This is a genomic window from Alphaproteobacteria bacterium, from assembly GCA_018662925.1.
In the GTDB taxonomy this organism is placed as follows: domain Bacteria; phylum Pseudomonadota; class Alphaproteobacteria; order 16-39-46; family JABJFC01; genus JABJFC01.
This window is the reverse complement of the sequence record JABJFC010000078.1, coordinates 1-6,272: the sequence shown is the minus strand read 5'-3', so window position 1 is coordinate 6,272 and position 6,272 is coordinate 1. Positions and strand designations below refer to the sequence as shown.

At 37.5% G+C, this 6,272-nt stretch carries 6 protein-coding genes; 2 read left to right on the top strand and 4 right to left on the bottom strand.

Features of this window, described 5'->3' with window-relative positions; genetic code table 11:
• Positions 1 to 117: 117 nt before the first annotated feature.
• On the bottom strand, positions 118 to 2,484 hold the full coding sequence (locus HOL16_06535) for an AAA family ATPase (protein ID MBT5390340.1): 2,367 nt from the start codon (positions 2,482 to 2,484) through the stop codon (positions 118 to 120).
• Positions 2,485 to 2,560: 76 nt separating this feature from the next.
• Here HOL16_06535 and HOL16_06530 point away from each other — a divergent pair, with 76 nt between their 5' ends.
• Positions 2,561 to 2,995, top strand: coding sequence for a conjugal transfer protein TraD (locus HOL16_06530; protein ID MBT5390339.1), 435 nt, complete (start codon positions 2,561 to 2,563; stop codon positions 2,993 to 2,995).
• A 112-nt stretch (positions 2,996 to 3,107) separates the two neighbouring features.
• On the top strand, positions 3,108 to 3,338 hold the full coding sequence (locus HOL16_06525; protein ID MBT5390338.1) for a hypothetical protein: 231 nt from the start codon (positions 3,108 to 3,110) through the stop codon (positions 3,336 to 3,338).
• A 128-nt stretch (positions 3,339 to 3,466) separates the two neighbouring features.
• Here the strand turns inward: HOL16_06525 and HOL16_06520 are convergent, their stop codons facing one another.
• From HOL16_06520 to HOL16_06510, 3 genes are all read right to left on the bottom strand, one after another.
• The gene (locus tag HOL16_06520) at positions 3,467 to 4,843 is read right to left on the bottom strand and encodes a hypothetical protein (protein MBT5390337.1); all 1,377 of its coding nucleotides are present in this window, start codon (positions 4,841 to 4,843) and stop codon (positions 3,467 to 3,469) included.
• A gap of 22 nt (positions 4,844 to 4,865) precedes the next feature.
• Positions 4,866 to 5,471 carry a hypothetical protein gene (locus HOL16_06515; GenBank protein ID MBT5390336.1) on the bottom strand — a complete coding sequence of 202 codons (606 nt, stop codon included), beginning with the start codon at positions 5,469 to 5,471 and terminating at the stop codon, positions 4,866 to 4,868.
• 82 nt (positions 5,472 to 5,553) lie between these two features.
• Positions 5,554 to 6,123 (bottom strand): hypothetical protein, encoded by a 570-nt coding sequence (locus HOL16_06510; protein ID MBT5390335.1) that lies wholly within the window; start codon positions 6,121 to 6,123, stop codon positions 5,554 to 5,556.
• Positions 6,124 to 6,272: the final 149 nt, after the last annotated feature.

The following is a 6,272-nucleotide window of genomic DNA, read 5'->3' as shown; positions in this document are numbered from 1 at the left end:
ACGTCATGATGGCTTCAGGCGACGAGCAAAATCCCTTGAAATTGTGCAGCAGTTTTGACGAAATTTGAAACATTCTTACCTCCACTGTTTACGGAGAGAATATTCTTTTTACTCAAATTATTCAACAGACGCGACAGAACCTCTTAAACTCTTTTCAAATTCCCTTCCTTCAATGCTTGCTAAACGATCTCCATAAATTGTCCCCCTCAAAATATCTTCTTGTTTATGAGGCCCCTCATACTTTAAATCATTCAGTACATCTTTTTTGATTTCGTCAGAACGTTTAATCTCAAGCCGAGCCCTTGCTGAAAGTATTTTAACATCTTCATGACTGGGATCTTGTCCTGTCCTGCTTTTCAATGCTTTCAAATGATAGAGAGTTCTGTAAGATTGTTTGTTTAATAATGTCCGTTCGTTTTGATCTGGCGTTTCTTTGAACCTCTCTTGATAAACCGAGTGTAACCGGCGCTCCAAGATTTCTTGCATATTTTGACAGGATTTTCCTTCCATAACAAAGTAATTATCTTTTTCCTGTACTGGCTTGAGAGAGTTATCACGCGTATCCTCAAACTTATAAAAATCCTCATTCTGATGGAAATAATCCTTTACATGCGTCCAAATTGCTTGTGATTTATCACGTGCTACTTGCGTCAAACCAAGAGAGGAATCTTTTTGTTTTTCTTGAACCTCTTGCAAGGTAAGATAATTGACGCTAGCCGTTTTTGACCCTGTGCGACTTATCTGGTTAATAAATTGATTAAAATCTCGCGTCTCGTCCCTATTGATAAAGATCTGAATATCCTTACTGTGCCGGGTTAACGCGACATAGCTGTTATTATGATTTGTGGCTCTGTCATGTAGGACATAAACTTGATCTATAGTAGCCCCTTGTGCTTTGTAAATTGTACCGGCATATCCATGCTTTAAGCCTCTATAAGTGCGAGGATCTAGAGTGATTTCTTGGCCATTATCCTGTTTAATCAGGCAGGTTTTAGATGTAAGTCCTGTGATAATCCCAACATTGCCGTTGAAAACTCCAATCTCCTTGTCTGTTAGCGTAAAAAGGACTCTGTCTCCGCAAGAAAACCTCTCAGATCCTCTCGTTGTTTCTATGATGTAATCTTTCTCCCCTAGTTCTCCCCGGTCTTTCCTAATATCTCTTACAGCAGCGTTGAGAGCATCCACATCTATATTACGTTGCGCTAATATAAATCTCTGATCTTTCGGATGGGCCGTAGAGTCCCGAGACCACTGATTGACGATGGCACTTAGGGCGTCTTGTTTTTTTTTATGCCAGTTAAGCTTGTTGTGCTCTTTCAGAGTTTGCACAGCAGAATGCACCTTAAGATTTGATAAATCTTCAGAAACTTGTCGTTGCCAATGCAGCTGCTGCCTTTGAACAGTCTCTATTAAACGAGACTCAAAACGTTGCGCCAACACTTCAAACATACCCCCTCGCTCAATAGAAGGTAGTTGGCGTTCATCTCCTACTAAAATAACTTTTGTGTGTGCACGTTTGGCGACATTAAACAGCTCAACCATGAGTTCTGTGCCAAGCATCGCGGCTTCATCCACGACCAAAACCGTTTTGGAATCAATTGAGGTTCTCTTGTTTTTAAGCTGAAAAAGTAACGAGTGGCAGGTTGTTGCGTGCGTAAAACCCCCATCTTTTAAATCATTTACTACCTTGTTTGTCGGAGCAAGACCAATCACCTTAAAGCCGGAGTTTTCATAAGCTTCGCGGATAGGAGAGAGCACATAGCTCTTTCCAACTCCAGCACGCCCTTGAATGATTTTTAGGTTACTGTCATTAGAGATGGTATGCTCAAAGACATCAGCCTGCTCTTTAGTAATGGACGTTGCTTTTAAAGAGGCCTCAACGGCCTCGGATTTGATTTCAAAAGACTGCTTATCAGCTATATTTTGAGAAAAACGTAAGAGTTTTTTTTCTTGTTCTCGGATTTCCTTCAAAGTAAAGGAATTTGTCCCTTGAGACGTTTCTGGATGAAAGAGCTCTATAACACTCTTACTGGTTAAAACTTCTTTCAAAAGAGTCTCTCTAAATTCGTGAGGAATATGTTTATTGCAGAACCTTTCTATATCCTGGACCTTAAATACAGCTTTTTCTCGTGTTACTTCACTCAAAATGGCTTCAGGATCTTTCGTAAGCTTCTCATTTGCTGATTTAATAAGTTCAGCACGAATAAGAGCATCGTTCATGTGATTGCGCATACGGACCGGACCTAAATGTTCTTGAGGGACGATGCCAATGGGATCCACTCTTATATCAAGGCCTTTTTCTATAAAATACTCATTTTGAATATCTCTAACAATTTCACCAACAACTTCCGCTTCAACAACAGCCCCTTTTCGCACTAGAGGATCTGTGTCTCTGGCTTTGTGAGAGGCCAACTCTTTGCCATCTTTCGTAAACCTTCTTGTTGTAATGAGCATATGGGCTATAAAGTGATTCTTCGAAGTCACCCCATAACGTCTTGCGACGGTTTCTTTGTTCTGATATATTGAATTCTCTCTTAAAAAGATTCCCTAGGAGTAGGGTATGACAACAACTAATATTCTTGAAAAAAAGAAAATTCGTTTAGAACAACTAAAAAACCGTCTGAAAGAACAAGAGTCTTTGTTGAAAAAAACTGAGAGGAAATCCAGAACACGAAAACTTATTGAGCTTGGAGGACTTGTATCAAAAGCAGGACTCTCTGATTTAAATACCAATGCTCTATATGGAGGACTTCTCTCCTTAAAAGAGGCGAGAGAAAAAATTCCGCAGGAGGTTGATAAATGGGAGGTAAAGGGAGGAGTTGAGTTTGGCAAAGAAAGTAAGAAAAAAACACCTGTTATTGTCGTTTTTAAGGACAAACCTTCTGCTGAAATAAGAGCTAAAATCCGAGAGTCTGGATTAAGGTGGAATGCCATCAGAAAAGACTGGCAAGGCCACGTTATGTTAAAAGCTCTTGAAAATGTACTGCAGGGCTAAACGCTAAAATAACAAAGATGCCGTAGAGAGCCTAAGGGGATATGATTTATAAGGCTACGTTATTTGACTCAGGAAAAACTAATTAACTACAGTGGTGGAGCTTTGAGAGCTTATGAACTTAGTTTATATCAATTTTCAGGCTAAAAACCCTGCTAGTAACGTTTCAGGGTATTATGCAATTTGTGTCGGACAGGCAGAGTGGGTGATCTCAACAAATTATGAGCGTATAGGACAGAGAGGACAGAGAGGACAGAGAAAAGAATATACTATTGAAGATATTGGGCAGGCTATTCAAATGACGCAGGGTATTTTAAAAAAACGTTTTAATGCAAAAAACGCATAGGATGTAACTACACCCTTAAAAGGTTTTCTGTTGAAGAAAAAAAGAGTATTATGAAAAAAGCATGATAGGAGGAAAATTTACGAGGATTTTCGTATCATCTGTCAGAGAAAATGATAGGCAGCAAGATATTATTCAGTCACAGTATCAGCCTCAGATTGAACCTCTGAGTAATCCCCAACATACAAGGCTGGAAAATACGGAAATTTTTCCTCTCTAATGTCTGAAGCAGCTTCCTTTTTAAAAATTTCAACTTCTTGTCCGGTCCATTGATTTCTAAACTGTCGAAAAGAGGAAATAAATGCAAAATCCTGCTTAAAATGGCCACGGATTTTTTCCGCAAATTCACCAAAAGGAGAACAGGTAGCAAGCAAACCAGGACCACAAGCATCACCGCAGATATCAAACCTTGAGTGAACATTGATCATAAAAAACACTCGTTTCTTTCCTGTTATTTGATCTCTTGTTTTGAAAAATCTTTTTTCCTCTGGGAGATTAAATTGTCTTCGCAAGTCACTAATGAACTTCTGTTCACTATGCCACAACTGATATAGTATTTCATTGGTTCGAACTTTATCAAAATCTAAATCTTTCCTAAATGCATCAAATTCATCTTCCGATTCTCTGACTCTCTTATAATAATCCTCTTCACTAGATTTTAAAGGGTTTGAATTATCTCTCAAAAAGGTCAATCTTGCATCTATTCCTGTTAATTCACTTTCATATTTTCTCCTCAAGGCCATATATTTTTCTTGCGCTTTTCTTGAAAATCCATCACTTACTCTAGTGTAAGTTGAACTAAGTCTTTCATTTATTGCAATTAACTCTTGAACTCTTCCTGTGTAATTAAGGAGTGTTCTAAAATTTTTAACAATTTCATCTTGAGTAGTATTAAAATCAAAAAAATGGACCCGGCCCTTAAAGCGTAGCTCATATTCCCTATACATCTCACGAAGTTGTGAAATCTCAGAAAATAAATCAAAAGAATCATAAGATTCCATGTATGAAAAATTTACTTTTTTCTGTACATCTGTATTTTTTTGTTTAGATAATTGCCGTTTGGCCGAAGATTTACGAAGATCCGTATCAACGTATTGAAGAAGTTCACCAACACTTTCTTGGACTTTACTACCAATAAAACGTTTTATCCCATTGAATGATGTTATATTAGAACTCGAGCTATCGTAAACTAGGTCTTCCTCCAGTACTCTTTCCAATTCATATTGTTGAGTTTCTTCGTCCAAAACCACATAATTGAATCTAACAACAAAAATATTCCTTCCTGCCCAATCTTTGTCGAAATTTTTTATCCCTTGTAGAACTTCTTCCTCAATTTTAGATAATTCTAGATGTGTTTCAGAAACGCTTATCTTGTATGGCTGTAGTATCTCCAGGTTTTCACTGTCGACACTACGCCAACTATGTTTCGCTGGAGTACCGAAGCTTTCCTGTAAGCATAATATTAAGCAAGCTGAAACAACTATACTTCTTAATGCATTCATTTTCATCTAATTTACTTAAGTTTGAAGTTTAATGGGCCAAAGCAGAATTTTCATAGAAAAGCTGATGCGCATTCAGCCAATTCTCACTTGCATGATTAGCTAATCTTTCATTTAACGTATTTACTGCACCTTCCTGAGATAAAATTCCTTCATCAAAGAAAACAACTCTACCTGCACATTCTTCAAAATCTCTTGACTCTTTGACAGCTTCGGCTCTCAAATTATCGTAGAAATAAGTAATTGCACCAATATCTGCATAATTTTGTGTTAAATCAACCTTTAGGTTTTCCATTCTTAAAATCACTGGAACTAACCCTATAATGCCTGCTTGAGCTATCTGATTACACGATAAATCCAAAACTTCCAAATTAGGCATCTTGCTCACGTAGCTGCAAACCACCTCTGCTCCTTCATCTGAAATTTCATTACCCCTTAAATTAATAAACCTTATCTCGTCCAACATGTTATCTGATTCAATTTTTTTAAATATTCGGCTTACAGAAATTGGTCGAGGCGAAGTTTTGCTGTCAGCTACAGAATCATCTGCTATTCCTCTTTTACTTAAATCAAGGGAAATAGCGCCACTTGAAAAGGGAAGAAACACCACTAACAAAAACATCAATGTTTTATACATATTTCACCTTGTAATAATTTAATGGGTTTAGTTTAAAACAAATAAGAAATAAGTCAAGACATAATCTCGTAATTTTTCGAAATTATCCCTGAAAAATCCCTATAATCTCCTGTTTTTCAAACTTGCCACAATCGACTGAAAATATAGGAAAATTGAGAAAGCTCCATCGTCTAATGAAGGTTTTCTTAGAAACTTTCTTATGCAGTTTCATTAGCTGTTCCATACCTGATTTTACTTCAGACATTGGAAAATTCCAGGCAAGAGAATTCATGTCCTTTTTATTTTCAACGCCCAACCCTAAAACAGCCCCACCACCATCATCGAAGTGGTTATATATGGAGATTCCATCTTCGATCCCACAAATTTCCTCTCTCATACGAATGACGTCTGAGTTCTCAAGGCTGCTCCACGGAAACATAGCCCGTCCACTATTCATCAAAAAATGAAGGGAGGGACCTTTATCTGCAAGACATTCCTTCTTGTATGTTTTGCCCCAATGGGCGTCAGAAAAGTAAGTTAAGGCTTTTTTATCTGAGGTAACAACGCCATAAGAAATATATTTGAAACCTAATTTTCTTAAATTTTTTAACACTTTTAAAAACCCGCTTTCTTTAGGCAACAGACTAAGGTCATATTTTTGATCGCATGTCATCCCGAAACGGTTCTGTCGCGTCTGTTGAATAATTTGAGTAAAAAGAATATTCTCTCCGTAAACAGTGGAGGTAAGAATGTTTCAAATTTCGTCAAAACTGCTGCACAATTTCAAGGGATTTTGCTCGTCGCCTGAAGCCATCATGACGT

Excerpts from the sequence above, each read along its gene's own strand:
- HOL16_06525 (MBT5390338.1), top strand. The coding sequence starts at position 3,108 with ATGAACTTAGTTTATATCAATTTTCAGGCTAAAAACCCTGCTAGTAAC.
- HOL16_06530 (MBT5390339.1), top strand. The coding sequence starts at position 2,561 with ATGACAACAACTAATATTCTTGAAAAAAAGAAAATTCGTTTAGAACAA.
- HOL16_06515 (MBT5390336.1), bottom strand. The coding sequence starts at position 5,471 with ATGTATAAAACATTGATGTTTTTGTTAGTGGTGTTTCTTCCCTTTTCA.
- HOL16_06520 (MBT5390337.1), bottom strand. The coding sequence starts at position 4,843 with ATGAAAATGAATGCATTAAGAAGTATAGTTGTTTCAGCTTGCTTAATA.
- HOL16_06510 (MBT5390335.1), bottom strand. The coding sequence starts at position 6,123 with ATGACATGCGATCAAAAATATGACCTTAGTCTGTTGCCTAAAGAAAGC.